At 67.7% G+C, this 25,269-nt stretch carries 28 protein-coding genes, 1 tRNA gene and 1 pseudogene; 17 read left to right on the top strand and 13 right to left on the bottom strand.

The features are described from left to right. Nucleotides 1-140 precede the first annotated feature (140 nt). Nucleotides 141-1,643 (top strand): alkaline phosphatase family protein, encoded by a 1,503-nt coding sequence (locus ACFCV3_RS16190; RefSeq protein WP_376030798.1) that lies wholly within the window; start codon nucleotides 141-143, stop codon nucleotides 1,641-1,643. A 90-nt stretch (nucleotides 1,644-1,733) separates the two neighbouring features. Here the strand turns inward: ACFCV3_RS16190 and ACFCV3_RS16195 are convergent, their stop codons facing one another. Then, nucleotides 1,734-2,795 (bottom strand): hypothetical protein, encoded by a 1,062-nt coding sequence (locus tag ACFCV3_RS16195; protein WP_376030799.1) that lies wholly within the window; start codon nucleotides 2,793-2,795, stop codon nucleotides 1,734-1,736. After that, a complete protein-coding gene (locus ACFCV3_RS16200; RefSeq protein ID WP_376030800.1) occupies nucleotides 2,792-3,277 on the bottom strand; it encodes a SigE family RNA polymerase sigma factor in 486 nt (161 codons plus the stop codon). Before ACFCV3_RS16200 ends, ACFCV3_RS16195 begins: the two co-directional genes overlap by 4 nt. Nucleotides 3,278-3,384: 107 nt before the next feature. On the opposite strand from ACFCV3_RS16200, the gene ACFCV3_RS16205 reads away from it, so the two are divergent. The 11 genes and pseudogenes from ACFCV3_RS16205 (at nucleotide 3,385) to ACFCV3_RS16255 (ending at nucleotide 12,968) form a co-directional block, all read left to right on the top strand. Then, nucleotides 3,385-3,729 (top strand): YciI family protein, encoded by a 345-nt coding sequence (locus ACFCV3_RS16205; RefSeq protein WP_376030801.1) that lies wholly within the window; start codon nucleotides 3,385-3,387, stop codon nucleotides 3,727-3,729. Nucleotides 3,730-3,740: 11 nt separating this feature from the next. Further along, the gene (locus ACFCV3_RS16210) at nucleotides 3,741-4,919 is read left to right on the top strand and encodes an RNA polymerase sigma factor (protein ID WP_376030802.1); all 1,179 of its coding nucleotides are present in this window, start codon (nucleotides 3,741-3,743) and stop codon (nucleotides 4,917-4,919) included. Between the two features lie 70 nt (nucleotides 4,920-4,989). Further along, on the top strand, nucleotides 4,990-5,775 hold the full coding sequence (locus ACFCV3_RS16215; protein WP_376030803.1) for a methylenetetrahydrofolate reductase: 786 nt from the start codon (nucleotides 4,990-4,992) through the stop codon (nucleotides 5,773-5,775). Nucleotides 5,776-5,948: 173 nt separating this feature from the next. After that, nucleotides 5,949-6,164: pseudogene (locus tag ACFCV3_RS16220) on the top strand (4Fe-4S binding protein); the annotation flags it as partial. Nucleotides 6,165-6,301: 137 nt separating this feature from the next. After that, nucleotides 6,302-6,796, top strand: coding sequence for an NADH-quinone oxidoreductase subunit J (locus ACFCV3_RS16225; protein WP_376030804.1), 495 nt, complete (start codon nucleotides 6,302-6,304; stop codon nucleotides 6,794-6,796). Nucleotide 6,797: 1 nt separating this feature from the next. Continuing rightward, nucleotides 6,798-7,121 (top strand): NADH-quinone oxidoreductase subunit NuoK, encoded by a 324-nt coding sequence (nuoK, locus tag ACFCV3_RS16230; protein WP_132407902.1) that lies wholly within the window; start codon nucleotides 6,798-6,800, stop codon nucleotides 7,119-7,121. Then, nucleotides 7,118-8,884 (top strand): NADH-quinone oxidoreductase subunit L, encoded by a 1,767-nt coding sequence (locus ACFCV3_RS16235; RefSeq protein WP_376030805.1) that lies wholly within the window; start codon nucleotides 7,118-7,120, stop codon nucleotides 8,882-8,884. Before nuoK ends, ACFCV3_RS16235 begins: the two co-directional genes overlap by 4 nt. Then, on the top strand, nucleotides 8,881-10,476 hold the full coding sequence (locus ACFCV3_RS16240) for a NuoM family protein (protein WP_376030806.1): 1,596 nt from the start codon (nucleotides 8,881-8,883) through the stop codon (nucleotides 10,474-10,476). The genes ACFCV3_RS16235 and ACFCV3_RS16240 overlap by 4 nt, the downstream gene beginning before the upstream one ends. Beyond that, on the top strand, nucleotides 10,473-11,924 hold the full coding sequence (locus tag ACFCV3_RS16245; RefSeq protein WP_376030807.1) for an NADH-quinone oxidoreductase subunit N: 1,452 nt from the start codon (nucleotides 10,473-10,475) through the stop codon (nucleotides 11,922-11,924). Before ACFCV3_RS16240 ends, ACFCV3_RS16245 begins: the two co-directional genes overlap by 4 nt. 54 nt (nucleotides 11,925-11,978) lie before the next feature. Further along, the gene (locus ACFCV3_RS16250) at nucleotides 11,979-12,416 is read left to right on the top strand and encodes a hypothetical protein (protein ID WP_376030808.1); all 438 of its coding nucleotides are present in this window, start codon (nucleotides 11,979-11,981) and stop codon (nucleotides 12,414-12,416) included. Between the two features lie 9 nt (nucleotides 12,417-12,425). After that, nucleotides 12,426-12,968 (top strand): DUF1707 domain-containing protein, encoded by a 543-nt coding sequence (locus ACFCV3_RS16255; protein ID WP_376030809.1) that lies wholly within the window; start codon nucleotides 12,426-12,428, stop codon nucleotides 12,966-12,968. Here ACFCV3_RS16255 and ACFCV3_RS16260 read toward each other — a convergent pair. Then, on the bottom strand, nucleotides 12,965-13,807 hold the full coding sequence (locus tag ACFCV3_RS16260) for an arylamine N-acetyltransferase (protein ID WP_376030810.1): 843 nt from the start codon (nucleotides 13,805-13,807) through the stop codon (nucleotides 12,965-12,967). The genes ACFCV3_RS16255 and ACFCV3_RS16260 overlap by 4 nt on opposite strands. 29 nt (nucleotides 13,808-13,836) lie before the next feature. Here ACFCV3_RS16260 and ACFCV3_RS16265 point away from each other — a divergent pair, with 29 nt between their 5' ends. Beyond that, nucleotides 13,837-14,358 (top strand): GNAT family N-acetyltransferase, encoded by a 522-nt coding sequence (locus tag ACFCV3_RS16265; RefSeq protein WP_376030811.1) that lies wholly within the window; start codon nucleotides 13,837-13,839, stop codon nucleotides 14,356-14,358. A gap of 18 nt (nucleotides 14,359-14,376) precedes the next feature. After that, entirely contained in the window at nucleotides 14,377-15,384 is a 1,008-nt protein-coding gene (locus ACFCV3_RS16270) for a lactonase family protein (protein ID WP_376030812.1), read from the top strand. Here the strand turns inward: ACFCV3_RS16270 and ACFCV3_RS16275 are convergent. The 3 genes from ACFCV3_RS16275 to ACFCV3_RS16285 are packed head-to-tail and all read right to left on the bottom strand — an operon-like array spanning nucleotide 15,381 to nucleotide 17,156. Further along, nucleotides 15,381-15,959, bottom strand: a complete 579-nt coding sequence (locus ACFCV3_RS16275) for a hypothetical protein (protein WP_376030813.1) — start codon at nucleotides 15,957-15,959, stop codon at nucleotides 15,381-15,383. The genes ACFCV3_RS16270 and ACFCV3_RS16275 overlap by 4 nt on opposite strands. Nucleotides 15,960-15,996: 37 nt before the next feature. Beyond that, on the bottom strand, nucleotides 15,997-16,299 hold the full coding sequence (locus ACFCV3_RS16280) for a hypothetical protein (RefSeq protein WP_376030814.1): 303 nt from the start codon (nucleotides 16,297-16,299) through the stop codon (nucleotides 15,997-15,999). Next, entirely contained in the window at nucleotides 16,296-17,156 is an 861-nt protein-coding gene (locus ACFCV3_RS16285; protein WP_376030815.1) for a phytanoyl-CoA dioxygenase family protein, read from the bottom strand. Before ACFCV3_RS16285 ends, ACFCV3_RS16280 begins: the two co-directional genes overlap by 4 nt. Before the next feature lie 101 nt (nucleotides 17,157-17,257). Here ACFCV3_RS16285 and ACFCV3_RS16290 point away from each other — a divergent pair, with 101 nt between their 5' ends. Then, on the top strand, nucleotides 17,258-18,019 hold the full coding sequence (locus ACFCV3_RS16290; RefSeq protein ID WP_376030816.1) for a helix-turn-helix domain-containing protein: 762 nt from the start codon (nucleotides 17,258-17,260) through the stop codon (nucleotides 18,017-18,019). 82 nt (nucleotides 18,020-18,101) lie between these two features. Here the strand turns inward: ACFCV3_RS16290 and ACFCV3_RS16295 are convergent, their stop codons facing one another. The 5 genes from ACFCV3_RS16295 to ACFCV3_RS16315 form a co-directional block, all read right to left on the bottom strand. Continuing rightward, a complete protein-coding gene (locus tag ACFCV3_RS16295; protein ID WP_376030817.1) occupies nucleotides 18,102-18,689 on the bottom strand; it encodes a TetR/AcrR family transcriptional regulator in 588 nt (195 codons plus the stop codon). Nucleotides 18,690-18,708: 19 nt separating this feature from the next. Next, nucleotides 18,709-19,551: an alpha/beta fold hydrolase gene (locus ACFCV3_RS16300; protein ID WP_376030818.1), complete on the bottom strand. Its 843-nt coding sequence runs from the start codon at nucleotides 19,549-19,551 to the stop codon at nucleotides 18,709-18,711. Next, on the bottom strand, nucleotides 19,548-20,549 hold the full coding sequence (locus ACFCV3_RS16305; RefSeq protein WP_376030819.1) for an NADP-dependent oxidoreductase: 1,002 nt from the start codon (nucleotides 20,547-20,549) through the stop codon (nucleotides 19,548-19,550). Before ACFCV3_RS16305 ends, ACFCV3_RS16300 begins: the two co-directional genes overlap by 4 nt. Before the next feature lie 176 nt (nucleotides 20,550-20,725). Continuing rightward, nucleotides 20,726-21,652, bottom strand: coding sequence for a phosphotransferase enzyme family protein (locus ACFCV3_RS16310; RefSeq protein WP_376030820.1), 927 nt, complete (start codon nucleotides 21,650-21,652; stop codon nucleotides 20,726-20,728). 66 nt (nucleotides 21,653-21,718) lie between these two features. Continuing rightward, nucleotides 21,719-22,210 (bottom strand): YajQ family cyclic di-GMP-binding protein, encoded by a 492-nt coding sequence (locus ACFCV3_RS16315; protein WP_376030821.1) that lies wholly within the window; start codon nucleotides 22,208-22,210, stop codon nucleotides 21,719-21,721. 82 nt (nucleotides 22,211-22,292) lie between these two features. Here ACFCV3_RS16315 and ACFCV3_RS16320 point away from each other — a divergent pair. Both ACFCV3_RS16320 and ACFCV3_RS16325 read left to right on the top strand, forming a co-directional pair. Continuing rightward, a tRNA-Tyr gene (locus tag ACFCV3_RS16320) sits at nucleotides 22,293-22,375 on the top strand. 111 nt (nucleotides 22,376-22,486) lie between these two features. Beyond that, nucleotides 22,487-23,233, top strand: a complete 747-nt coding sequence (locus ACFCV3_RS16325) for a phytanoyl-CoA dioxygenase family protein (RefSeq protein WP_376030822.1) — start codon at nucleotides 22,487-22,489, stop codon at nucleotides 23,231-23,233. Here the strand turns inward: ACFCV3_RS16325 and ACFCV3_RS16330 are convergent, their stop codons facing one another. Both ACFCV3_RS16330 and ACFCV3_RS16335 read right to left on the bottom strand, forming a co-directional pair. Beyond that, nucleotides 23,234-23,737, bottom strand: coding sequence for a DinB family protein (locus ACFCV3_RS16330; RefSeq protein ID WP_376030823.1), 504 nt, complete (start codon nucleotides 23,735-23,737; stop codon nucleotides 23,234-23,236). 10 nt (nucleotides 23,738-23,747) lie between these two features. Next, nucleotides 23,748-25,232 carry a carboxylesterase/lipase family protein gene (locus ACFCV3_RS16335; protein ID WP_376030824.1) on the bottom strand — a complete coding sequence of 495 codons (1,485 nt, stop codon included), beginning with the start codon at nucleotides 25,230-25,232 and terminating at the stop codon, nucleotides 23,748-23,750. Nucleotides 25,233-25,269 lie beyond the last annotated feature (37 nt).

Raw genomic sequence — 25,269 nt, forward strand, 5'->3', positions numbered from 1 at the left:
GATCCGCGGTCCCGTGAGTCTTGACCGCTTTTGCTCACTGTCTTCTGAGATTCACCTCGGCGCCACTGCTGAGCCGTTGATCTCCGGTGCCAGACCTGATGGCATTGGTCCGGACCAATCAATTGCCTTCGGAGGAGCCTGTGAACCGCCCCTTAGCTGTCACCGCTCTCGGTATCGTCGCCGCCACCAGCCTGCTCGCCACCTCCGCCTTCGGGGTTGCCGAGGCCCGCACCCAGAAGGTGCTGGTGATCGGCATCGACGGCGCGATGCTGACCAAGATCCAGGCCTTCAACACCCCCGCGATGAAAGAGCTGATCAGTACCGGCTCGGCCGCCAAGACCTCCTTGTACGCCGCGCCGTTCGCTCCGACCGTCTCGGGACCGGGATGGGCGACCAACGCGACCGGCGTCTGGCCGGACAAGCACAAGGTGAAGAGCAACAGCTGGGGAACGGGTTCGAACCTGACCCAGTACCCGGACTTCCTGACCCGGATCGAGCGCGCCCGCCCCGAACTGTCGACGTACGCGATCGCCGACTGGACCCCGCTGACCACCAACAGCGCCGGGCAGGCGATCTTCAGCGACGAGATCCAGAAGAAGGTCACCTACGACGGTGACGCCCTCGGCTGGGCGGCCGCCGATGCGCGGATTGCGACCGAAGCCGCGGCGTACCTGAAGGACACCGGCCCCGACGCGTCCTTCGTGTACTTCGGGGACGTCGACATCGCCGGCCACAGCTGTGGTGCCGCCGGTGCCTGCTACCGCAAGGCCACCGAGCAGACCGACAAGCACATCGCGACTCTGCTGACCGCGGTCCGCGCGCGGCCGACGTACTCGAACGAGGACTGGACCATCCTGGTCACCTCGGACCACGGCCACACCGAATCCGGCGGTCACGGTGGCAGCTCGCCCGCCGAACGGTCGTCGTTCATCATCCGCAACGGCCCCGGTACGACGCCTGGTACGCCGGCGATCGCCCCGAAGAACGTGGATCTCGCGGCCATCGTGCTGAGCCGGTTCGGGGTGTCCGCTCCAGAGCTCGACGGTCAGGCGACACCGCCCGCGGATCCGTTCGACTCGTTGGCCGGCTCATTGCAGTCGCGTTTGGACGAGACCGGCGTACCGGCCGAGGTGAAGGGCTGGACCCACAGCACGCCGGCGGGGTGGACGATCGACAACGCTGGTCTTGGTACTGGTGGCGTCCGTGAATGGCAGGGCTGGTCGTTCACCACGGACGACTTCTGGACGCGTGCGGCTCCCGACCAGTCGCGGGAAGGCAATGTCCGGGCGCGCGGTGTCTTCGCCGTCGCCGACTCCGACGAGTGGTCCGACAAGTCCCGCAGCGGTCTGTTCAACAGCAAGCTGTCGTCGCCGGCCTACGACGTCACCGGCGCAACGACCGCAACCGTCACCTTCTCCTCGCACTACCTGAAGAGTGGCAACGAGACCGCGACCGTGCTCGCCGCCTTCGACAACGCGGCACCCAAGCCGGTCCTCACCTACACAGCCGACGCCATCGCCAAGCAGGAGCGCCTCACCATCCCCGTCCCCGCCGGCGCCCGCAGCCTCAAGCTCACCTGGTCCCTCACCAACGGCGACAACGACTGGTACTGGGCGATCGACAACCCGAAGATCAGTCGCTAACGACACGTAGTAGTGGTAGAAACGGCGCCCGCGCGGGAGCTCCCCGCGGGCGCCGTCGTCTACGTACACACCTACTACCTGTCGTTACCGTCACTCAACAGCGTGGTAGAGGGCCAGAAACAGTTCTCCCGAGACCTGGCGCTTGGTTTGGCGGAAGATGACGGGGCCGGCGGCTTGGGCGGGGACCGGGGCCAGGTAGAGGCCGGAGGCCGGGCCGTCGGCGGGGGCGAATTCGTAGGACCGGCCGCCTGGCGTGCCTGCGAGCTCCAGGGAGTGCGCCCGGCCGCTGGCTTCGACACCGAAGACGGCGAGGTACGGCTCGAAGGCCGGGCCCTGGAGCTCGATGTTCGCGTAGTTCGGGCCGGACGTGGAGGTGGCCTGGACTTCGTCCAGCTGGTAGCGACGGCCGTGGAACTGGGCGATGACCGGGAGCTCGATGTAGTTGTAGGCACCGAAGGCACGGGTTTCGGCGCGGGTGTAGACGGCGGCACCGAGGAGCAGGCCGCGCGACTTCACCTCACGACCGTTGCCGTCGACAACTGTTGCGGTCAGCTGGACGGTGCGGCCGACGCGGACGCCCAGGTCCTGGCTCGGATCGGCCCCGAACCGCTCGCCCGGGAGCGGGTCGGACACGTTGTCGCAGGGGCGGGAGGTAATGACCTTCCCGTTGAGCCGCAGTACGACGGCGCCGATCCCGCTAGCCGACCCGTTCCCGGGGATCGTGCAGAAGATCCGGAAGTCGACCTTCGTGTCAGTCGGCGTCCAGGAGAACGACAACGGCCGATCGTTGATGCGCGCCACCTGCAGTTCGGCGCCGGCCACCTCGGCTTGATAGTTGACGCCGTTGATGACGTAGTCGTTCTTGGCCGGTTGGACCGGGCTAGTCGGCATGCCGTCGCTCGGGGGCGACGTGACCTGCGTCGGAGCGGGAACCGGGGTGGTCGCCGGTTCACCGCGGTCGAGGACCGGTGTACCGGTGAGGACCGCGCCGACCGCGACCAGGCAGGCCGCTGCACTGACAACCCCGGTCGCGACCCGGCGGCGTCGTACCTGGGTCGCCCGGCGCTGGACCTGGGCGAGCGGGGCCGGGGTGGCGAGATCGATCTCGTCCGCCTGGTCGCTGAGGTGGCGGCGGAGTTCGTCGAGGCTCATGACTGCTCCAGGGGGTGGTCGACGAGACGGGGATCGATGCGGAGTTTGGCCAGTGCCCGGCTGGTCTGGCTCTTGACGGTGCCGACCGAACAGCCGAGGATCCGGGCGGTCTCCGCCTCGGAGAGGTCTTCGTAGAAACGCAGTACGACGACCGCCCGCATCCGCCGGGGGAGTCGCTTCAACGCGCGGCCGAGGTCGACCGCAGGTTCCCCGTCGTACTGCGGGGAGTGGGGGAGCTCGTCGGTCGGATGCTCACCGTTCCAGCGGCGGCGCCACCAGGCGGCGTAGGTGTTGAGCATCGTCCGGTGCACGTACGCCCCCGGCTCGTCGATCCGCGCCCAGGCCAGCCAGCACCGGGCCAGCGTCGTCTGCACCAGGTCCTCGGCCAACGCCCGGTCCTGGGTCAGCAGGTACGCCGTCCGCAGCAGCTGCCCGTATCTCGCCGCGACGAAGTCCTCGAACTCCGCCCGGTCCACTGTCATTCCCACACCCTGCCCGAGTACCTGGGCCAACGCAGAGGTTGCACGCGGTGTCGATCCGGGCCCACCTCGTTCGTGTAGAGGGTGAGACTAGAGACCAGGAGGTCATGATGACGCAGTACTTGCTGAGCATTTATCAGCCGGACGGACCCGTGCCGGAGCCGGAGGTTCTCGAGAAGGTCATGCGGGAGCTGCAGGCAGTGAACGAGGAGATGCAGGCGGCGGGCGTGTGGGTGTTCGCGGCCGGGCTGCACCCACCGGAGACCGCGACCGTGGTCAAGGCGTCCGGCGGGGACGTGCTGGTGACCGACGGGCCGTTCACCGAGGGGAAGGAACACCTCGGCGGGTTCACGGTGATCGAGGTCGAGGACCTGGACGCCGCGCTGCACTGGGCCCGGAAGGTGGCGGTGGTGCTGGATCCGCTGTCGATCGAGGTGCGGCCATCCCAGGGCTGACTGTCGCCGAGGTGTTCCGGGCCGAGCACGGCCGCGCGGTGGCTGTGCTCACCCGGATCTTCGGTGATCTCGAGATCGCGGAGGACGCCGTCCAGGAGGCGTTCGCCACGGCGGTCGAGAAGTGGCCGGAGACCGGTGTACCGCCGAGCCCGGCCGGCTGGATCATCACGACCGCGAAGAACCGGGCGATCGACCGGTTGCGGCGTGAGGACAAGCGTGAGGACAAACATGCGCAGGCGGCGTTGCTGCATGCGCAGGACGAGCCGGAGGAGGTGGGAGCGGTGTACGACGAACCGTTGCGGCTGCTGTTCACCTGCTGCCATCCCGCCCTCGCGCTCAACGTCCGGGTCGCACTCACGCTGCGGATGCTCGGTGGGCTGACGACGACCGAGATCGCCCGCGCCTTCCTGGTGCCGGAGCCGACGATGGCGCAACGGCTGGTCCGGGCCAAGACGAAGATCCGCGCGGCCGGCATCCCGTACCGCGTCCCGTACGAGGCTGACCTGCCCGAACGCGTCCGCGGTGTCCTCGCGGTCGTCTACCTGATCTTCAACGAGGGGTACGCCGCTTCGTCCGGCGACACCCTCGTGCGTGACGACCTCGCGCTGGAGGCGATCCGGCTCGGCCGGGTCCTGGTCGACCTGATGCCCGACGAACCCGAGGCAGTCGGCCTGCTCGCCCTGATGCTCCTCCAACACTCCCGCCGCCGGGCCCGAGTCGACGCCGACGGCTCACTCATCCGCCTCAAGGACCAGGACCGCATCCAGTGGGACCCCGACCTAGTCGCGGAAGGCCAAGACCTGGTACGCCGTTGCCTCCGCCGCAAGCAGCCTGGTCCCTACCAACTGCAAGCCGCGATCAACGCCGTCCACAGCGACCCGCCACCCACCGACTGGACCCAGATCCTCCAGCTCTACAACCACCTACTAACCCTCGACCCCACCCCGGTAGTAGCCCTCAACCGAGCCGTAGCCCTGGCCGAAGTAGAAGGCCCAGCCGCAGCCCTGACCGTCGTCGACGAGCTCAACCTGGACACCTACTACCTCTTCCACGCCATCCGAGCAGACCTCCTCAGCCGCCTAAACCGCCCCACCGAAGCCCGAGACGCCTACCGCGTCGCCCAGGAGCTCACGGAGAACGCCGCCGAGCAACGCTTCCTCGCCACCCGCGCTCGCGCCCTCCCCACCTGACCTGGCTAGGGAGCTGCCCGCCCCCTGGAACTTCGCCTGGCGCCCCCAACCACATCAGTAGGGTTCGGCTATGCCGGGATTCGAGCTGATCTGTGAGGTGGAGCCGCCGACGCGGCCTGATCTGAAGAAGGTGCGGCACCAGATCGGGGTGATGAGCCCGATCGCGGACGCGTTCCTGATTCCCGACAACCACATCGGCCGGGCGACCGTGTCCAGTGTCGCCGTCGCCAATGAGGTGCAGGCGATGGGTTCCCGCGGCATTGCCTGCCTCAACTCGCGGGACCGCAACCTGCTCGGATTCCGCCGCGACCTGCTCACGGCGGCCGCGTACGGCGTGGAGCAGTTCCTGTTCGTCCATGGCGACGACCCCGCGGAGGGCGCGCGCACCAGCCAGCTCACGGTTCGGGCGATGATCGAGCAGACGCGCGAGACGACGTACCCGGGCTTGAAGCCCTTCCAGGTCGGCGCCACCACCCGCCTCCGCCCGGTCCCGCGCTGGAAGGCCGAGGCCGACTTCCTGTTCGTCCAGATCAGCTACGACGTCGACGAGCTCCTTCGCTGGCGCGATTCCGTCGACCTGACCATCCCCGTGTACGCCGGGGTGATGGTCCTCGCCAGTCCGACCATGGCCCGTAATCTCGCCGCCCTGCCCCAGCTCACGATCCCCGACAGCCTGATCGAAGCGGTCGGCCAGGACCGCGACGCCGGTGTCGACCACGCCTGCGAACAGATCCTCCGCATCCGTGACTCCGGCGCCTTCGACGGCGTTCACCTGATACCGGTGAGCCGTTACCGTCAGGTCGCGGCCCGCCTGGAAAGGGAGCTGGTCGCACCCAATCGGCGCGGAACCGACTAGTGTCCTGCTAGTACATGACTTCGACGGGGAGGTGGAGCGTGGGGGTACCGGGTAAGGGTCTGATCGATGGGCTGAAGGTCACCGCGAAGACCTTGGGCCGCCGATCCGTCACCGAGCAGTATCCGGAGGTCCAGCCGGAGCTGCCGCCGCGGTCGCGCGGGGTGATCGCGCTGATGGAGGAGAACTGCACGTCCTGCATGCTCTGCGCCCGCGAGTGCCCGAGCTGGTGCATCTACATCGACTCGCACACCGAGACCGCGCCGTCGGTCGGTGAGCAGGCCCGCGAGCGCAGCCGGAACGTGCTGGACCGCTTCGCGATCGACTTCAGCCTGTGCATGTACTGCGGGATCTGTATCGAGGCCTGCCCGTTCGACGCGCTGTTCTGGTCACCCGAGTTCGAGTACGCCGAGACCGAGCTCCGCAACCTCACGCACGAGAAGGACCGCCTGCGGGACTGGATGTGGACCGTCCCCGCCCCGCAGCCGATCGACCCCGGCCCGACCGTCACCGCGGTGGAGGGCGAGGCGTGACCACTGCGCTCTTCGCTGTCGCCGGTGCGGTGGCAGTGGCCGCCGCCGTGATGGTGGTGACGTCGCGCCGGATCGTGCACGCGGCCCTCTGGCTGGTGGTCACGCTCGGCGCGATCGCCGGTTGCTTCGGGGCTCTGCACGCGGAGTTCGTCGCACTCGTCCAGATCCTCGTGTACGTCGGTGCCATCGTCCTGCTCGTCCTGTTCGCGCTGATGCTCACCAAGGCCCCGACGAATCCGCTCCCCAACCTGACCACTGCGCGCAGCCCGTTCGCGGCCACCGTCGCGGTGGTTCTCGCACTGCTGCTGGGTTCCGGTGTGGTGTTTGCCTTCGGCAATCAAAAGATCAAGCCCGTCCCCGCAGGTTCTGCAGAAGCCGTCGGGACCTCGATCTTCAAGACCTGGGTGCTGCCGTTCGAGATCCTGTCGGTGCTGCTGCTGGCCGCACTGATCGGAGCGATCGCGTTGTCCCAGCGGAAGAAGGAGGACTGAGATGCCGCTCGTCCTCCCGCTGCTGCTCGCGGTCGTCCTGTTCTGCCTCGGCGTGTACGGCGTCCTGGCCCGCCGTAACGCGGTCACCATCCTGATGTCGCTCGAGCTGATGCTGAACGCGGTCAACCTCAACCTGGTCGCGTTCGATGCGTGGCACCTCGACGGCCTGGCCACCGGTCAGACCCTCGCGGTCTTCGTGATCACGCTGGCCGCGGCCGAGATCGGGCTGGGGCTCGCGATCGTGCTGCTGCTGTTCCGCGGCCACGGTCACGTCGACGCGGACGCCGCCCGCGACCTGGTCGAGCACGAGGAGTCGCCGACGTGATCGCGACCGTCTGGCGGGTGGCCGGCGTCGGCTTCTCGCTGCTCCTGCTGCTGATCGCCGGTCTCCTGTACGGCGCCGCCCCGGAGCAAGCCTCGTTCCTGGAATCGCAGATCGGCGACCTGACCATCGGGTTCGCGGTTCGCACCGACGATCTGACCCTGCTGCTGCTCGCGGTGGTTGGAGTCGTCGCGACCTGCGTGCAGGTCTACTCGCTCAGCTACCTGCACGAGCGCGCGGCGTCGTACCACGCGCTCGTCACGCTCTTCACCGCCGCGATGGCGACGGTGGTCGTCTCGGACAGCCTGTTCCTGCTGCTGATCGGGTGGGAGGTGATGGGCGCCTGCTCGTATCTGCTGATCGGTCACTACTGGGAGCGGCGCGACGCCCGCTCCGGCGCGGTGAAGGCGTTCCTGATGACCCGGCTCGGCGATGTCGGTTTCCTGTTCGGCATCTTCGTTCTCGGCGTCGGCGCGGGCACCTTCCGGATCTCCGAGCTCGATCCGGCCCGGATCTCGCCCGGTGTCCTGACCGCCGGCACGCTGCTGCTCCTGGTCGGCGTGGTCGGCAAGTCGGCCCAGGTGCCCTTGCAGACCTGGCTTCCGGACGCGATGCCCGGTCCGAGCCCAGTCAGTGCGCTGATCCACGCGGCGACCATGGTGGCCGCCGGTGTCTTCCTGATCGCCCGGCTGTACGACGTCTTCTCGGCCTCGGCCACCACGATGACCGTGCTCGCGGTGATCGCCTGCGTGACCATGCTGTTCGCGGCGCTCTGCGCGATGGCCGCGGTCGAGGTGAAGCGGGTGCTGGCGTGGTCGACGGTCAGCCAGCTCGCGATCATGTTCGCCGCGTTGTCGCTGGGCACGCAGGAGGGGCGTCATGCCGCGCTCTTCCACCTGGTCACCCATGCGGCATTCAAGGGTCTGCTCTTCCTCTGTGCAGGCGTGCTGCTGCATCAGGTCGGCAGTGCTGCCTTCGTGGTGCTGCGCCGGTACACGCGCCGCGGGGTGCTGCGGAACCGGCTGCGGGTGACCTTCCTGACGATGACGGTCGGCCTCGCGGCACTGGCCGGCGTACCGGGGTTTGCCGGGTTCTTCTCCAAGGACACCGTGCTGGAAGCGGCCTGGGAGCATGCGCACGGGGACGGTTCGGCGATCGGCTGGGTTGTGCTGGCGTCGGTCGGGCTCACGGCGGCGTTCACTGCGTTCTACTGCGCTCGGCTCTGGCTGTGGGTGTTCTTCCGGACACCGGCGCTGGCCGGGGCGATGGGTGCGTTCGAGCAGGACGACCCGATGGCGGACCTCGAAGATCCGGACACGTCGAAGCTCAAGGACGCGCCCTGGCTGATGCTCGGTCCGCTCGTCCTGCTGGCGGTGGCCGCGATCGGGCTCGGGTACGTCGACGGTCTGCACCTCAACTGGGTGATCGCGCTGGCTTCCACGGTTCTCGTGCTGTTCGGCGTACTGCCGGCGTACTCGCTGTGGTCGCGTGGCGCGGACCCGCGGCCGACGGTGCTGGAGCGTGAGTTCGGGATGGATCGGGCGTACCACGGGCTGTTCGTGGTGCCGGTGCGTTGGCTGTCCAAGCTGAGTGTGCTGGGAGATCGCGACGTGATCGGTGGCTACGTGCGCGCGGTCGGCCGCAGCGGGACACTCGCCTCCCAAGGCTTCCGCCTGCTGCAGACCGGCAACGTCCAGACCTACCTGACCGGAGCCGTGGTCGGCGTAGTCGCACTGGCGATCCTGGCGGGAGTGATCGCCCGATGATCACCGTGCACACTGCGAACGACAGCTTCGAGGTCGCCGTCCTCCTCGGCATCCTGATTCTCCCGCTGCTCGCCGCGCTGGCTCTCTGGGCGCTCCCGATTCAGCTAGGCGATCGGCTGGCCGCGGCGTACGGCGCGGTTGTGTCCGGGGTTGTGCTGGTCGGCTCGATTCTGCTCTGGCCGCGCTCCGGCGGCTGGTTCGCCTACGCCCCCGCCAGTGACCTCCCCGGCGGCAAGCCGCACGTGACGCTCTACGCGAACTCGAACGTCGACGGCACCCTGCTCCGCGCAGTCACCGACGTCCCCTGGATTCCGCCACTGAACGTGCGGTTCCACATCGGGATCGACACGATCTCCCTGCCGCTGATCATCCTGACCGCGTTGCTGACCTTCCTGTGCTGCATCTACTCGCTGAAGATCACCCCGCGGATCGGGCGGATGCGCTCGCTGATCGCGCTGCTGCTGGTGATCGAGGCGGGCGTGATCGGTGCGTTCAGCGCGATGGACCTGGTGCTGTTCTTCGTCTGCTTCGAGATCGTGCTGATCCCGATGTGGCTGATCATCGACATCTGGGGTGACGACCACGACCGGGCCGGGCGCAAGCGGGCCGCGACCACGTTCGTGCTGATGACGGTGTTCGGCTCCGCGCTGATGCTGCTGGGCTTCCTGCTCGTCTACCGGCAGGCCGGGACGTTCGACCTCGTGCAGCTGACGAACTCCCCGGTGCTCGGCGGGCACGGCGTACCGCTCGCTGCCGCGCTGCTGATCGCGGTCGGTCTGGCAGTGAAGGTTCCGTTGTGGCCGCTGCACATCTGGCTTCCGGATGCGCATGCGAAGGCCCCGACGGTCGGCTCGGTGATTCTGGCCGGCGTCCTGCTGAAGCTCGGGACGTACGGGCTGATCCGGATCCTGGTCCCGGTCCTGCCCGACGCGACCGTGACGATCGCGCCGTACCTGGCCGGGTTCTCGACCGTCGCGATCATCGCCGGCTCGCTGGCCTGTCTCGGCCAGACCGACGTGAAGCGCCTGATCGCCTACTCGAGTGTCGGCCACATGGGTTTCATCGGACTCGGGATCGCCTCGCTCTCGGAGGCCGGGATGCAAGGTGCCCTGTTCGCGAACATCGCTCACGGCATCATCACCGGCCTGCTGTTCTTCCTGGCCGGCGCCATCAAGGACCGCCACGACACCAGCGACCTGCGGACGATCGGCAGGGCCCTGTACGCGCGGTTGCCGCGGATCGGGGCGTTGCTCACGTTCGCGTGCCTGGCCTCGCTCGGCCTGCCGGGGCTGGCCGGGTTCTGGGGCGAGATGCTGATCCTGCTCGGCGCCTACAACCCGGCGGACTCGTTGCCGCGGGCAACCTACCTGGTGTTCATGGTGATCGCCGGACTCGGCACCGTGCTGACCGCGGCCTACTTCCTGCGGCTGATCCGCAACCTCTGCCAAGGCGACCCGGCCGAGAATCCGGCTAGTGCCTTCGCGGTCGACCTCAGCCGGATCGAGCTGATCACCTGGTCGCCGCTGATCGTGCTGACCGTGCTGCTCGGCGTCTGGCCCGGCCTGCTTCTGCATCAGTGGGGGAGCCTGTGACGCTCACATGGACCGACTGGCAGGCGATCGCCGTACCGCTGGTGCTGGCGATCGGCGCAGTCGCCGTACTCCTCATCGACGCGTTCTGGCGGAGTTCGCCGAAGCAGCTTCGGCATACCGTCGTCACCTTGCTGACCGGCGCGGTGATCCTGTTCGGGATGGTCTTCGTCTGGGCGCAGCGGGACGACTTCAAACCCGCCTTCTGCCGCCCGGTGACCGAAGGGCCGGCCGAATGCAGTCTGGTGTTCGAGCCGTTGACCGCAGGGCTGTGGGGCGTGCTGCTGATCGGCGGGCTCGGGGTCGTCGGACTCTCGGCGTACCGGCTGTTGTCGGCCGATATCCCCGTCGGCGAGTACCACTTCCTGCTGCTCAGCGCGCTGGTCGGCGCGACCACGCTGGCCGGGGCGCGCGATCTGGCGACGGTGGTGATCGGGCTCGAAGTGGTGTCGCTGCCGGGCTTCGCGCTGGTCGCGCTGCGCCGGGACCGCCGTGGTTCCGAAGCCGCGATGAAGGCCTTCCTGGTGTCCGTCCTGTCGACCGCGGTGATGCTGTTCGGCATCTCCTACCTGTACGGCGTGACCGGCTCCCTGCACCTGACCACCATCGCGAACCGGCTCAACGGTCTCGATGCGAACCTGGAGCGGGTCGCGTTCGCGGCGGGGTTGTTCGTGATTGTCGGGTTCGGATTCAAGATCGCCGCTGTCCCGTTCCACGCCTGGCTTCCGGACACGTACGTCGGTGCGCCGGTCGAGGTGACCGCGTTCCTGGCGGTGGTGTCGAAGTCGGCGGGTGTCGCCGGACTGCTCGTCCTGGTGGTGACCGGGCTCGCGCCGGACGGCTCCGACCTGCGGCTGGTGATCGCGATCCTGGCCGCCGTCACGATGACCGTCGGCAACCTGGCCGCGCTGCGGCAACGCGAGGCCGTGCGGCTGCTCGCCTGGTCCTCGATCGGCCAGGTCGGCTTCCTGCTGGCGCCTTTGGCGGTTGGTGATGCCCAAGCGGTGGTCGGGTATCTCGCGGCGTACGTGATCGTCACGCTCGGGGCCTTCGGCGCGGTGGCCGTCGTACAGCGGCATCGGCCGAGCGGGTTGCTGTCGGACTATCGCGGCATGGTTCGCTCCGAGCCGGGGCTCGCGGTCGCGCTGATCTTTTTCCTGGTTGTGCTGGCCGGATTGCCGCCGGGGTTGGCCGGGTTGTTCACCAAGTTCGCCGCGTTCCAGGCAGTCATCGACGCGCATCTCGGCTGGCTGGCGATCGTGATGGCGATCAACGTGATGATCGGCCTCGCGGTCTACCTGCGCTGGGTCGCCGAACTGTTCCTGCTGCCGGCCGACGACCCGTTCTCGGTCGACATCGAGACCCCGGCCGTCGTGATGGTCTCGCTGTTCACCGCGGCCGCCGTGGTCGTCTCGGTCCTGCCCAGCACACTCTTCGCCTTGGCCACCTGACACCTTCCGGCCAATCCACGTCGGGTGTCGGTAGCCGTGGCTAGTGTCAGTTGGGTGATCAGACGCCTACTCCTCGCGGTGACGCTGACCGCAGCCCTAGCGGCCTGCGGTAGCTCCTCGGGCGAGCCCGAGGCGGAGTACAGCCTGAGCTGGGACGGCCCGACCTGGCCGACGGTCGGCCCGCCGACGCCGATCATTCCGACCACGCCGCCGCTGCCGGAGGCGAAGGACGGGCAGAACTACGAGGCCTGTAACGACGGCAACTGCGAGGTGCTGATCCGCAAGACAGCGGTCATCACGATCGGCGGTGAGAAGAACAGTGCGACCGTGAAGGACGGCGTCATTCGCCTCGTGCGCAAGAACGGCAGCATCACCCTCGGCGGCGTGGGCGGCGTAGTCCTGTGGGGCGACGGCACCGGACCGCTCCACCGCGCCACCCTCACCTTCTCCGAAGGCGACACGGTGGTTATGGCGATCGTTACCCGCCGCTAGGCTGATCCGGTGAGCCTTTCACCGGATGACTCGTCGCGACGGATCGGCGACGACGACCGCAACACCGCCGTACAGCGTCTGCAGAGCGCCTACACCGGCGGGTTCATCACGCACGAGGAGCTGGACGAACGGCTGCAGCAGGTGCTGACCGCCAAAGCGCAGAACGAACTCGAGGTCGCGCTGTCCACTCTTCCGGCGGAGCGCCCGGCCACCACCGCGGCCATCGGCGCCGCCAGTGGGCGGATCCGCCGTCGCGGTGTGTGGAAGGTACCGCGGAACCTCAAGGTCGAGTCCGCGTTCGGGCAGGTGTACCTCGATCTGTCCCAGGCGATCATCGAGGACCCGGTCGTCGACATCGAGCTGCAGCTCGGTACCGGCCAGGCCCGGATCAGGGTTCCGCGGAACGCGATCGTCGAGATCGAGGGATTCCAGACCGGGTGGAAGGACGTGAGCTACAAGATGCGGCCGCCCACCGGACCCAATGGGCCGACGATCCGGATCACCGGGTCGATGGGGTTCGGGCGGCTGAAGGTCCGGCACGCCCGGAGCTAGGTCGTCTGCGCGACGAAGTCCTCGTACTGCTGCCAGACCCGGCGCCACAGCTGGTCGCGCTGCGCGTCGTCGTACTGGGGGAGGGGCAGGAAGAACTCGTCGGCCAGGATCGCGAAGTAGTCCGCCTGGTTCTCGATGATGCTGCTGTCGGCTCGGTCGCCGAAGGTCTCCTTGCGGCCGACCGAGCGCAGTACGACGATCGACTCGCGCTTGCGGCGGAAGACCGACGCGGTCCGGCGGAAACCGGATTGCGGGTCCCCCGACAGCTCGAGGTGTTTGGCCGCGAAGTCGCCGAGAGTGGCCGGTGCGTCCTCGAAGTCCATGCCGAACAGGCCGAAGCGCGGGTCGTGGTCCATCCGCCAGCCGGTGGTCTTCTCCGAACGGCGCAGCACCAGGTCGAACGGGTTCTGGTGGAAGGTCCCGGCCTCGAGCGGAGTCGGATGGATCAGGCCGGTACCGAGACCGGCGTCGACCAGCCACACCCGGTCCGGATCCTCGACCAGTCCGCGCACGGTCAGGACGAGATGACTGCCATCCACATCGCCAGCCGAGTTCGGGGTCTGGACGCCGCCGCGGTGCATGGTCACGTCGTAGCCGAGCTCGGTGAGGAGCAGGCCGAGGACGCCGTTCAGCTGGAAGCAGTAGCCGCCGGTCTCACGGGCGATGATCCGGCGGGCGGTCTCCTCGAGATCGAGCGGCGTACCGGGGGTGAGCTGGAACTGGACCGACTCGTACGGGATCTGGTCGACGTACGCCTCGTGCAGGCGCGTCAACCCGTCCAGGCCGGGCTTCTCGTCGTGCTCGACGCCGATCCGGCGGAGGAAGGCTTCGGTATCCACGAGGTCGAGGTTATGTCAGGATTCTCGAGGTGATCGCCGTCCTGGACCGAACTGCAGCTTTAGGCATCGCCACGGAGCTGGGCGAGGTCTTCGCCGCCGCGTTCGCCGGAGAAGAGCACTCCGACGCCACCCGCTTCACGAACGAACAGCTGCCCACCCACGCCGAGCGGGACGACTTCCGGCTGGTTGTGGCGCAGGAAGAATCTGTTCTTGGGTTCGCCTACGGGTTCACCGGCTGGCCGGGGCAGTGGTGGTCAGATCGGATCTCTGCCGCGATCTCCGCCGAGCTCGCGGCCGAGTGGATCGGTGGACACTTCGAAGTGGTCGAGCTCGCCGTCGCTCCGGAGGCTCAGGGACAGGGGATCGGGGCGGCGCTGATGACCGCACTCGTCGCTGGACTTCCCCATCGCCGACTGCTGCTCACGACGTACGTCGATGATCGGGCCGCACCGCGGTTGTACCGGCGGTTGGGGTGGCAGGTGCTGGTGCGGGACCTCGGCTGGGGGTCGGCGCTCTACGGGTTGGACACCGGCGTGCCCCACGGTGAGTGACCTGGCAGGGTAGGCGCTATGACCTCTGAGCAGATCTATGTCGGGAGCTACACCAGTCAGGACGGGGGCGGCGAGGGGATCGGCTTCGGTTCGCTGGACGGCCTCGCGCTGGCGGCGACGACTGCCGACCCGTCGTTCCTGGTGCGATCCGCCGATGGGCGGTTCCTCTACGCGACCAACGAGGAGGAGACCGGCCGGGTCAGCGCCTTCGCGATCCAGGCCGACGGTGGTCTGGAGTTCCTGAACGACCAGCCGACCGAGGGGCTGCACCCGTGCCACCTCGGCATCGACCCGTCCGGCAAGTACCTGCTGTCGGCCAACTACAGCTCCGGCTCGATCGCGATCCACCCGATCGGCGCCGACGGCGCACTCGGTACGGCGACCCAGATCCTGCAGCGCCAGGGCACCGGCCCGAACGTCGATCGTCAGGAGGGTCCGCACGCGCACCAGGTCGTGTTCTTCGGTGACTTCGTCTTCGATGTCGACCTCGGTTCGGACACCGTCTACACGTCGACGCTGACCTCGGCAGGCCGCCTCGAGGCGGTCGACCTGCTGCAGATCCACCCCGGCGCCGGTCCGCGACACCTGGTGTTCCATCCGGGCGGCAGCGCGGCGTACGTGATCAATGAGCTCGACTCCACGCTGAGCGTCTGCAGCTACGCCGAGGGCAAGCTGGCGGTCGTCCAGACGCTCTCCACCCGCCCGGCCGACTCACCTGGTGAGAGCTACCCGGCCGAGCTGCTGATCTCCGCCGACGGCCGCTTCCTCTACGGCTCCAACCGTGGCGACGACACCATCGCCGTCTTCGCTGTCGCGGCGGATGGCCTCTCGGCCGAGCTCGTCCAGACCATCGACTCCGGTGGCAACTGGCCGCGCCACCTTGCCTTCAGCACGGATGGCACCCGTCTCTACGCAGCCAACGAGCGCTCCGACACCATCGCGACGTACGGAATCACTGACGGGCTCCTGACGCCCGACGGCGACCCCACCAGCTGGCCCAAGCCCGTCTGCATCCTGCCGGTCTAACCCGTGATGTCCGCGGCCAGTTGCTTGGCCTCCTTGGACGTGAAGCTCCCGGCGATCTGTACCCGCCCGCCCGTGATCGGCGCCGAGACACTCGGCGCCGACACCACGCGATCGTTGACCACGATCGCCAGCTGATTGGCCGGTGGCCTGGCCTTCACCAGTTGGCCGGTCAGCGTCGCGAACGTCTTGGTGCCCGCGGCATCGAGCGTCAGCATCACCAGCCAGCCGGTTCCTTGCGTGTCCGCAATCGCCTGGACGTCAGTGACGTGGGTGCTGTCCAGTTCGACCTTGCCCAGCGTGTACTTCGTTCCGTCCGCACTGCACCGGACGTTGGCCGCGACCGGTGCCTTGGCGCACGCGTTCGGCTCCAGCTTCAGCACCCGCCGGAACTGCAGCGTGTCCGCCGCGGCCGGCTTCGGCGGTGCGGGCTCCTCGTTCACCCGCTTCAGCACGATCACGACGATCCCCGCGAGCGCCGCGATCAGCACCACCACGAGCAGCAGGAACAAGACGATCGGCCCCCGGCTGCGCTTGATCGGAGCACCGGACTGCGGGGGCGGATACGACTGAGCCATGGCACCGGATGTTACCGATGCCATGGCTCCTTCGCGGTCAAACAGTAACGAGCTTCTCGAAGAAGAACTCGTGCTTGAGGAACGAGACGTCGTACTCGTGTCCCGGCTGCGGCGGCAGCAACTGCGCGGCCTGGAACAACCGCCAGCCGTCCTTCAACGCATCCAGCCCACTCGAGTACGGCGGTACGTCGCTGTCCCCCGTTGTCGGCGACGTCGCCCCCGTCCCGTCGTACGTCGACCAGCCGACGACCCGCGCGTCCAGGGCGGACGAGGCGAGGTACAGCACGAGCACCTGCTGGCGGACGGTCTGCTGGGCAGCTTCTGTTGCTGGGGCGGTCATGCGATCACCTTCTTGGCGTGGGGGTTGACGCTGCGCTGGGAGACCACGCGCTGCGGGCGGTTCGACACCCGGGTCACCCAGTAGTCCGGGTCGAACGTGTCGTCACCGGTGATCGCCTGCCACAGCTTCACCCGGTTGTAGATCTCCAGCCGGCCCGTCGCGTTCTCGTACCAAGGGAAGGACTGGCTCAGCTCGCGCGCCACCTCGTCGTCGTACAGGTCCTCGAGGTTCCACAGCCGGACCTGACGCACGGTCGGGTTGAAGCGGATCTTGAACATGTACCGGTCGATCGCACTGTCGTTCTTGCGGCCGCCGTGCCAGATGCCGTGGTGCAGGAACTGGACGGTGCCGGCCGGGCAGACCAGGCGGGTCTGGCCGAGCAGGTTCTGGTAGCGGCCGGTGTCGGACTCGTTGGTCCGGCGCAGGTGGCTGCCGGGGACGCTGAGCGTGCCGCCCATCTCCAGCGTGACGTCCTGCGGGTAGTACATGAGCTGGACGTCGAACGCGTCCGGCCGGACGTCGATGATCGCGTCACCGTGCAGGTTCTGCGCCTCACCCTCGTGCGCCTTGCGGATGTGCACGGCGTGGTGGTCGACCGTCGGCTCCGGGCCGACCAGGCTGTGGATCGCCCCGGCCACCTCCGGCAGCTGCACCAGCCGCTGGACGAATTCGCTGTCCACGAACGCCTCTGACAGCGGGGTGCCGTAGGGGACGCCGGGGATGCCGTTGTCGAGGACCTCGATCGCCTGCCGGTTCATCTCGTCCGGTACGACGGCGTCCATCCGGAGCGACCCCGTCGCCACGAAATGCGCCATCTGAACCGAGCTGAGCAGGTTCTTCTGATGCGGATGGGGCATGGTTCTCCCTCTCGGGGGTGGTGGTTACTACTCCACAACGCTAGGTCGATCCATCGTTGGATTGCGTGGGTTGTGATCACCACTGGTGGTAATTTTTCACCATGATCGAGCTGCGGCTAGCTGCGCCGCCGGAGGTTGTCAACATCGGATCCGGGATCCACGGCACCCGCTCGCTCCGCGACACCTTCCAGCTCCCCGACCTCTGGCAGCTGCACCTCTACACCTACTCCGCAGACCTGACCGTCGCCGGTACGACGTACGCGGTGGCACCGGGGTACGTGTCGCTCACTCCGGCCGGTTCTTTGGTTCAGTTCGACTACCGCGGTCGCTCCGAGCACCTCTATGCCCACTTCCGCCCGTCTGCTGTGGGCGAGCCGTCGTACCTGCCCGTCGTACAAGATGCTGGGACTACCGCCCCGCTACTGACGGCCCTGATGCGCTCCGCCCTCGAAGCGTCGCCGTCCGGATCCGCCCGGGTTGCCGCCGAGGTCTGGACGGTCCTCTGGCACCTGACCGATCTCGCCACCACCACGTCTCAGGGCGAGGCCCACCCTGCTGTTTCGGCTGCCACCGCCCACATCGAGGCCAACCTCGGCCGCCCCCTCACCGTCGCCGGGGTGGCACGCGTGGTCGGCGTCTCCCACAACCACCTGACCCGCCTCTTCCAAGCCGAAACCGGCAGCACCGTCATCGCCTACATCCGCCACCGCCGCATGGCCAGAGCCCGGCACCTCCTGGCCGCCTCCACCCTCTCCATCCCAGCGATCGCCGCGTCCGTAGGCATCCCCGACCTGCAAGCCTTCAACAAGGCCTGCCACCGAGAACTGGGTGCCTCCCCACGCGCGATCCGCACCACCGCCTAGCCGGCACGAACGACAGGAGGTCACCCCTGGCCGGTGCTCATTTCGGCTCCAGGTGCCGCTCAAGACCGGACACCTCCTGTCGTTAAGGCAGCAGGACGCGGACCTGGTCCCTGATTTCCTGCACCACGGCGTCGACCGGGTTGGCGCGGTTGATCGTCGCGGCCATGCTGAGGAACATGACCGCCGAGATGATGTGCGCCAGCGTCGCCGCGTCGCCGGCTCTGATCTGCTCGTCCCGCCGCAGCACGTCGGCGATCGCCTCTTCGGTCTGCACGGTCAGCATGAGGGCATCGCGGTGGTGCGGCTCCTCGGGGTCGCCGAAGACGATCTCGCGCAGGTAGGTCCGCCCGTTGTCGACCTGCTTGCGGTTGCACTCCACGACCGGGCGGACGATCGCCATCACCGCATCCAGTACGTCGGGGATGCGCTCGGCCGCCGATCGACCCTCCACCAGCGCATCGGCGTACCCGGAGTTCTGCACGAGCAGCAGGAGTTCGCCCTTGGACTTGGCGTAGAGGAACAACGTGCCGGCGCCGACATCGGCCTGGTCGGCGATCTCCTGGGTGGTTACCTCGTCGACCCCGCGCTCGGCGAAGAGGTCTCGGGCGGCGGCGGTGATGCGGTCCAGCTTCTCCTGCTTGTTCCGCTCTCGCCGTCCGGTGGGTGGCATGTTTGCCGTCCTTCCGTGTTCACAGGCTGAGGAAATCTACGGCGACCGGGGCGAATTTGTCGTGGAACTGGAAGACGCCGCCGTGCCCTGAGTCAGGGTAGATGACCAGCTGCGAGCCCTTGATCCGGCGGTGCAGATCCTCGGACAGCACCGAGGGCACCATCCGGTCGTTGTCACCGTTCGCGATCAGCGTCGGCTGGGTGAACTTCGACAGATCCGCCGGGGCTGAGCGTCCCCACTTCTTGATCGCCTTCAGCTGGGTCTGGAAACCCCGCAGCGAGACCGGTGCGTCGCGGTCGGTCGTGCGCTCCTGGAGCCGCTGCACGAACGCTCGGGCGGCCGGCTTACCGGTGGCGTTGCGGTTGAAGAACAGGAACTCCTTCGGATCCGAGCGGGTCAACGTCGCCCGCAGGATGTCGTAGTACGTCACACCGGCGACCTTGTCCATGTCCTTCCCGCCTGCGGGACCGGTGCCCGTGAGGACGAGTTTGCGGACCAGGTCGGGGTGCTTCGTGACGAGGGCCTGGGCGACCATGCCGCCGAGGGAGAACGAGAACACGTCGATCGTGTCGAAGCCGAGCGCCGTGACGAAGGTGTAGGCGTCCTCGGCCATCGCCTCCACACTGTCCGGGACCTTGCCGGTCGACGCCCCGACACCGCGCTGGTCGAAGGCGATCACGTGCCTGGTTCGCGCGATCGGGTCGACGATGCGCGGGTCCCAGTTGTCCAGGTTCCCGGCGAGGTGGACGAAGAAGACGACGGGGATGCCGCCTTTCGGTCCGAGTTCGCGATAGGCGTAGGTGACGCCTTTGGCATCGACTGTTTGGGTGGGCGCGTCCTTGTAGGCCGTGATGACGTTCATGCTGCTTCTCCTGTTTCTGTTGTTCTGGTGATGACGGTCTTGCCTTCTTTGCCCATCGACTGCAGCGCCTCCACGGTCTCGTCGAAGCCGACGACTCGCCGCACGACCGGGCGCACTGCCCCTTGGTCGACGAGAGCCGTGATCCGGCGCAATTGATCGCCGCTGGAGCGCATGAAGAGGAATTCGTAGTTCACGCCCAGGCGCCGCGCTTGGCGGCGGATGCTGCTGCTGAGAGCGGCAATCGCCAGCCGCATCACGGGATTCGCGCCGAGCTCGCGACCGAACGCCGGGTCCGGCGGCCCTACAATCCCGATCGCCTTACCGCCAGGACGCAGTACCCGCAGGGACTTCGCGAGGTTCTCGCCACCGAGGCTGTCCAGGACGACGTCGTACCCGTCGAGCAGTTCCTCGAAGTCCTGACTGCGGTAGTCGATGACGTGATCCGCCCCGAGCCCACGCACGAAGTCGGCGTCACCCGCACTGACCGTGGTGGCAACCGTCGCACCGAGGTGCTTGGCAAGCTGGATCGCGATCGACCCGACTCCACCGGCGCCGGCGTGGATGAGAACCCGCTGCCCCGGCTGCAGATTGGCCCGCTCGACCAGTGCCTGCCAGGCAGTCAAAGCCACCAACGGCATCGATGCCGCTTCCTCGAAACTGACCGAGGCCGGTTTGAGCGCCAGATCCTCCTCGGCGACCGCAATTCGCTCCGCCAACGTCCCGATCCTGCTGGGCCGCGCATAAACCTCGTCACCTGGTTTGAAGGTCTGCACCTTCGCACCCGTGCTGATGACCGTCCCGGCCACATCGTTGCCGAGGATCAACGGCAGCTCGTACTTCAGAATCTGCCGGAACTCACCCGCCCGAATCTTCTCGTCCAGCACATTGAGCCCAGCCGCCCGCACCTCGACCAGCACCTCGTGCTCCCCGACCACGGGCTCGGAAACATCGGCTTCCTGCAACGGCCCCTTGTACTCCCTGACCACGAACGCTCGCATGACATCCATCCCTCTCTGAGTTGACTCAATAATGAGTCTACTCAGAATTTATGTCAAGCCAAGGCGCTTGGCGAGACCTACGTCACCTGGCCCCGTCGCCAACGACACGTAGTAGTCCCCGATCAGCAGCCGCCGGACTTCTCTCCGAGCGCGACCGCCCGCCACCCAACCGACCTCTACGTGTCCTTACCGACGCCTACGGCCAGGCCCTCGGTGAGGATGCTGCGGGTGATGGCGATGCAGTCTTCGCGGTCGGGACCGGTGAGGGCCTGGTGCGACCACAGCACGACGTCCTCGCGAGCCCGGATATGCCGGTAGTAGCGCACGGCCTCGTCGTCGATCTCATGCGGTCCGTAGCCCCTCAGGAACGCCTCGATCTGTTCATCCGACGTCGGCCCAAGATCGCCCATGCCACCGAGCATGAACATCAGGTCTTGTTCGCGCGGCGCCAGGATCACGTCGTCCCAGTCGATCAGGTGCAGCCCGTCCTTCGCGACCAGCACGTTGCCGAGGTGCGGATCGCCGTGGCAGACCACCCGCGGTCCGGTCGGTGCCGGCGGATCCCCAGCCAGCAGTACGTCGATCGTCTCCGCGTGCTCCTCCCAGAGAGCAGCCAGCTCGGGCGCCTCCGTGAGCCGCTCCCGCACTTCCTCGGCCACCCGCGGCACTCGGGCGTCGATATGGCTGTGCTTCGGCAACGCCTCCCGCAACCGCTCGGGCGGTTCCGCATCATGCACCCGCCGCAGCAGAGCGCCGTACCCGGTCCACTCCGCCCCCGACAGCCCAACCTCAGCCGCCCGCGCCCCCTCGATCCACGGCGTCACCGTCAGCCGCTTCTTCTTCCCGTGGAAGGTCCACAACCCACCCTCCACCGTCCGGACGACCTCCGGTACGCCGGGCAGCCCGCAATCACCCAGGTACGCCGCCACCTGGTGGCCGGTGTTCGTCCCGGCCCCACTCCACTTCACGGCGTACGCATTGGTCGCCGTACTCGCCTTCCACACCTGCGCGGCCAGGTCTGCCCCGTGGCCGACAGGTGAGAGTTCCACCACATCCAGCCCGAAGTCGTCGTACAACCACCGCCGCAGCAACGTGTCACCCACGCCGCCCAGCATGCCCGCCCAACCGGCCCGCGGCGACCCGTTAGCCGGGCCGCCGTCCGGCCTGCGTCAGCGGTAGTTCACGAACTGCACCGCGAAGTCCAGGTCCTGCCCCTTGATCAGCGCCTGCACGGCCTGCAGGTCGTCCCGGCTCTTGCTGGACACCCGCAGCTCGTCGCCCTGGATCTGCGCCTTCACGCCCTTCGGACCCTCGTCCCGGATCAGCTTCGACAGCTTCTTCGCGTTCTCCTGCGTGATCCCGGCGCTGATCGTGGCGTTGATCTTGTAGATCTTGCCGGACAGCTTGGGCTCGTCGGCCTCCAGCCCCTTCAGCGAGATCTGCCGCTTGACCAGCTTGTCCTTGAGCACGTCGAGAACGGCGTTGCACCGCTCCTCGGTGTTCGCCTGCATGTCGATCGCCTCGCCGGACAGCTTGATGCCCGCATCCACGTTCTTGAAGTCGAACCGCTGGCTGATCTCCTTCGCCGCCTGGTTCACGGCGTTGTCCACCTCCTGCTGATCGACCTTGTTCACGATGTCGAAGGAGGACTCCGAAGCCATGGGCACTTCCTTTCCGATTTGCTGTGAGGGGCACCTACTGTTGTATCGTCTCCCACGCCGGTTCACGAACCGGCAGCACCCTGGCGGGTTGCCCGAGTGGCCAAAGGGAGCAGACTGTAAATCTGTCGGCTTATGCCTACGCAGGTTCGAACCCTGCACCCGCCACAGGCTGCATGAGAGCCCCCGATCTGCGGAGACGCGGTCGGGGGCTCTTTCGTGTGTCTGGGGCTGGAAACTCGGTGGCGGGCTGGTACGGCGGGTGGTCAGCATGGGGAGATGTTGAGTGACGACCAGTTGGAAGGGTTTGCGCGGGACGGGATGTTGCGGGTGCCTGGGGCGTTCGGGGTTGCGGATGCGGCTCGGGTGCGGGATGGGGTTTGGCGTGAGTTGGGGGAGCTGTACGGCATGCGGGCGGATGATCGCCGTACCTGGGAGCCGCACCGGCCGACGAGGTTGAAGGTCAGTAAGCGGGATCCGGCGGCTGACGCGATTCTGGGGCCGAGGTTGCGGGGTGTGCTGGATCAGTTGCTGGGGGAGTGGGTCGAGCCGACGCATCAGGGGCAGGTGCTGGTGACTATGTCTACTGGGGAGCCTTGGGTGGTGCCGCATCGGTTGTGGCATACGGATGTGGGGTTCGACCTGCCCCGGGACGAGCTGGTGGCGGTGAAGGTTTGGGCGTTGCTGGGCGATGTTGAGGCGGGCGGGGGTGGGACGCCGCAGGTGTTGGGGTCGCATCGGGTGATCCGGAAGCAGTTGGAGAGCGTGCAGGAGCCGGACCTCAAGGCGTTTCGGGATGAGGTGCTGGGGTCTCACGAGTGGTTTCGGCAGCTGACCACAGCGGATCGGGAGGTCGATCCGATGGTTGAAGCGGATGTGGACGGGATTCCGGTGCGGGTGGTTGAACTGACCGGGAAGGCTGGGGACGTCTTCGTCACGCATCCGTGGGTGTTGCATTCGATTGCGCCCAATGCGCGGGATACGCCGCGGATGATGCGGAGCCGGATGATGTGGCGGAAGGACTGACTACTCGCCGACTGAGCCGTCGATGGATTCGCGGATGAGGTCGGCGTGGCCGTTGTGGCGGGCGTACTCCTCGATCATGTGCAGGACGATCCAGCGGACGCTGGGTATCTCACCGTCGGGGAGAGAACGGCGGGCCGGCTGGTCGAGGCCGCCGTTCGCCAGGGTTTCGGTCAGTTGGGTGCGGGAGCGGGCGACTGCGGCTTCCCAGACTGCGTGGAGGGCATCGGGCGTCTCGCGGACGACCCAGACCTCTTCGGGGTTGAGACCGGCCCACTGGGGGTGGCGTTTGTTGCCTTGCATGCGGCGGGAGAACCAGTGGTCCTCGTAGTAGGCGAGGTGTTTGAGCATTCCGCCCAGCGTCATGGTCGAGGCGCCCACGGTTGCGGCTAGGCCGGCTGCGTCCAGGCCGGCGCATTTCCAGGCGAAGGTTGCGCGGTGGTACTCCAGGAAACCCACGAGGGTCTCGGCTTCGCCCGCGGCGAGTGGTGGTTCCGGCCGGTTCATGGTCAGGAGATTAGCGGCGGTCGGCCCAGAGGGCGCGAACGGCGGGGGCGTGGTTCTCGACCAGCGGTTGCGGGCCGGCGAACTCGCGTTCGATCCGGTTTGCAGGCTTGTACGTCGGCCAGCCGGGGTCGCCGTTGTGGGCAAAGGCGACCCAAGCTGCGTGCATCTCGGTCGCCACAGCCTGGTCGGGGTGAGTGCCGAGGATGCCTTCCCAGATCGGGTCGGCGAGGTTGTCGAAGACGTAGGGGAGTTCGACGGCGTGGGCTGCTCCGAGGCGGCCGTCGCGGGCGGGGGAGGGCCAGGCGAAGCGGTAGACGTGGGCGTTGCCGTGGGCTTCGGCGAGGCGGAGCGCGGGGATCCGGTAGATGGCGTCGGTGACCATGGCGACGAGGGCCGCGTGGTCGGTGGTCGACCAGCGCCGGTAGGCGGCGAGGTCCTTGCGGCGGAGGCCGAGGGCACGGCCGAGCAGGTACGACGTGAGCCGGGGAGCGAAGCCGTCGTCCGCGAGGTCCAGGAAGAAGAGGCGGGCTTCTTCGGCGTTGTAGCCGACCAGTACGTCGAGCTCCGAGCCGGCGCCGGCCTCGATGGCGCGGATCGGGAGTTCCGGCAGCACCACACCGTCGATGACGGGCTCGAACGGCATCAGGTTCGGCGCGACATCACCCCAGATGCGGCGGAACGGCGACTTGACGAGCTGTGCGGAAATCCGGCTCTGGGCAACGATGAGGTCGGCTGAGGAGACGCCGGCGAGGCCCTCGCGGGTCGCCGGTACGCCGAGGAGTTTGGCCAACCGGCGTCCGACATTCAGCGCGGCTGACGGCGAGATCGCGTGGTGCCCGGCGCCGGATTCCAGGATCACGCGGTGGAAGAGCCCTTTGGCGGCCGGCATCGTCATCAGCGCGCCGATGCTCATCGCGCCCGCCGACTCGCCCATCACGGTCACCCTGCCGGGGTCACCACCGAAGGACGTGATCGTGTCGCGCACCCACGTCAGCGCCGCGATCTGGTCGAGTAGACCGAGGTTGGGGACACCGTCGCCGTACCAGGCGAAGCCGTCGGCACCGAGCCGGTAGTTGATGGTCACGAACACGACCCCGTCGCGGGCGAACGCCGTACCGTCGAAGCCGGTGAGGGCGTTCGAGCCGAAGGTGAACGCGCCGCCGTGGACGAACACGATGACCGGCGCGGAGCCGTTCACGTCCGGCGTCCACACATTCAGATGCAGGTAGTCGTCGCCCGCGATGACGACGTTCGGCAGCAGGTCGGACAGCGCCGTCGTCTCGTCACTCTGCGGCGCGGTCGCCCCCACCGAGCGCGCGTCCCGGACGCCGGACCACGCCGGCACCGGCTGCGGTGGCTGGAAGCGGTTCGGTCCGACAGGAGGAGCGGCGTACGGCACGGCCCGAAAGACCATTCCGTACGCCGTTGGCTCGCCACGCAAAGGTCCGGACGGAGTACTGACGGTGTGGGCGGCCACGCCTTCCTCCCGCTTCATGAGCGCGAGTTTAGAAGGTCGCCGCAAAGGAGCGGAT

Source organism: Kribbella sp. NPDC056345 (genome assembly GCF_042262745.1).
GTDB lineage: Bacteria > Actinomycetota > Actinomycetes > Propionibacteriales > Kribbellaceae > Kribbella.